This is a genomic window from Dietzia sp. E1 (assembly GCF_014145015.1).
Lineage (GTDB): Bacteria > Actinomycetota > Actinomycetes > Mycobacteriales > Mycobacteriaceae > Dietzia > Dietzia cinnamea_A.
This window is the reverse complement of record NZ_JAALDU010000462.1, coordinates 1-1,263: the sequence shown is the minus strand read 5'-3', so window position 1 is coordinate 1,263 and position 1,263 is coordinate 1. Positions and strand designations below refer to the sequence as shown.

1 protein-coding gene and 1 pseudogene are annotated in these 1,263 nt (G+C 70.9%); both read left to right on the top strand.

The window, feature by feature from the left end; translation table 11 throughout:
- A partial coding sequence (locus tag G6030_RS13975) for a ribonuclease H-like domain-containing protein (protein ID WP_182643543.1) occupies window positions 1–478 on the top strand: 478 nt, incomplete at its 5' end.
- Between the two features lie 328 nt (window positions 479–806).
- Window positions 807–1,263, top strand: a pseudogene (locus tag G6030_RS13970) (hypothetical protein); the annotation flags it as partial.

The following is a 1,263-nucleotide window of genomic DNA, read 5'->3' as shown; positions in this document are numbered from 1 at the left end:
CGAGGGGCGGGCGTTCGCGGAATTCTGGCGCTGGCTCACCGGGATACGGGACCGGGCGGCAGGACAGGGGCGCTCGTTCCGTGCGTACTGCTATTCACGGGCCGCCGAGAACGGCTGGCTCCTCTCCTCGGCGGGCAGGTTCGGTCCGGAGGGCTCCCTCGCCGTCGTCAAGGGGGTCCCCGGAGTCGCCGAGGTGCGGCGCTTCATCTCCTCTCCACTGTGGGTGGATGTTCACGAGGCCGTCGCGACCCAGTTCGTCTCCACGTCGGGCCTGGGCCTCAAGGTGGTCGCGCCGGTCGCCGGATTCACCTGGCGGGACCCCGAGGCGGGCGGTGAGGCCTCGCTCGGGTGGTACCGGGACGCGCAGGCGGCCCGGGGCGTCGAACGCGACGCCGGGCGCGAGCGGATCCTCGCCTACAACGAGGACGACGTCCGCGCCACGCGGGCCGTGCGGGAGTGGATCACCAGGTTCGCCTGAGTCGACGCCGCTGACCGGCGAGTATCGGCGTCCTCTTATCCGCCCTGCCGCGAGCCCGCCTCGGGGCGCGCGACCGCGGCGGGGTCCGAAACGGCGCTACGCGACCCACACCGGGTGTGGGAGAAAAGGTCTCACTCCCTATTCTAACTAAGATTTAACTGAGTTCACGCCGTACATCACCTGAACCCGGGGATAGGATGGGGCGTGGTCCGCATCTCACTGTTGGTGTCGTAACAGCGTTTTCGCGGGCCAGGCAGGCCCCACCCGGGGTGGTCCGGCCATGAGCCTCCGCGCCTGGGAACCCTTTTCCACCCGAGGAGACGTAAAGATGACTTTCACCCCCCGCAAGGTCGCTGCCGTCGCAGCCGCCGCCGCTCTCACCCTGGCCGGTCTCCCCGGCGTCGCCAACGCGCAGGGGCTTCTGGATTCCGGCAGCCTCGGCCTGGTCTCCGACTCGCTCGAGGGTGGGTCGGTGCAGATCGTCCCCGATGCCAATGCCGGCGGCGAGGGTTCCCTCGACACGTCCGGTTCGACGCTGCTCGGCGAGCCGTCCACCGGGTCCCTCGCCCCGCTGGCGGGCTCGGTCGCGCCCCTCGTCACCGGCTCGGTCGACGTGCTGAGCCCGGCGCCCGGGACCGGCTCGGTTGATACGACGGACTCGCTGATCGGTGAGCCCACCACCGGCTCGCTCGCGCCGCTCTACGCTCCCGTCGCCGGCTCCCTCGGCATCGGCGAGGGCGCGACGACCATCATCCAGGACCCGGCTGGTGCCGGCTCGGTCGTGC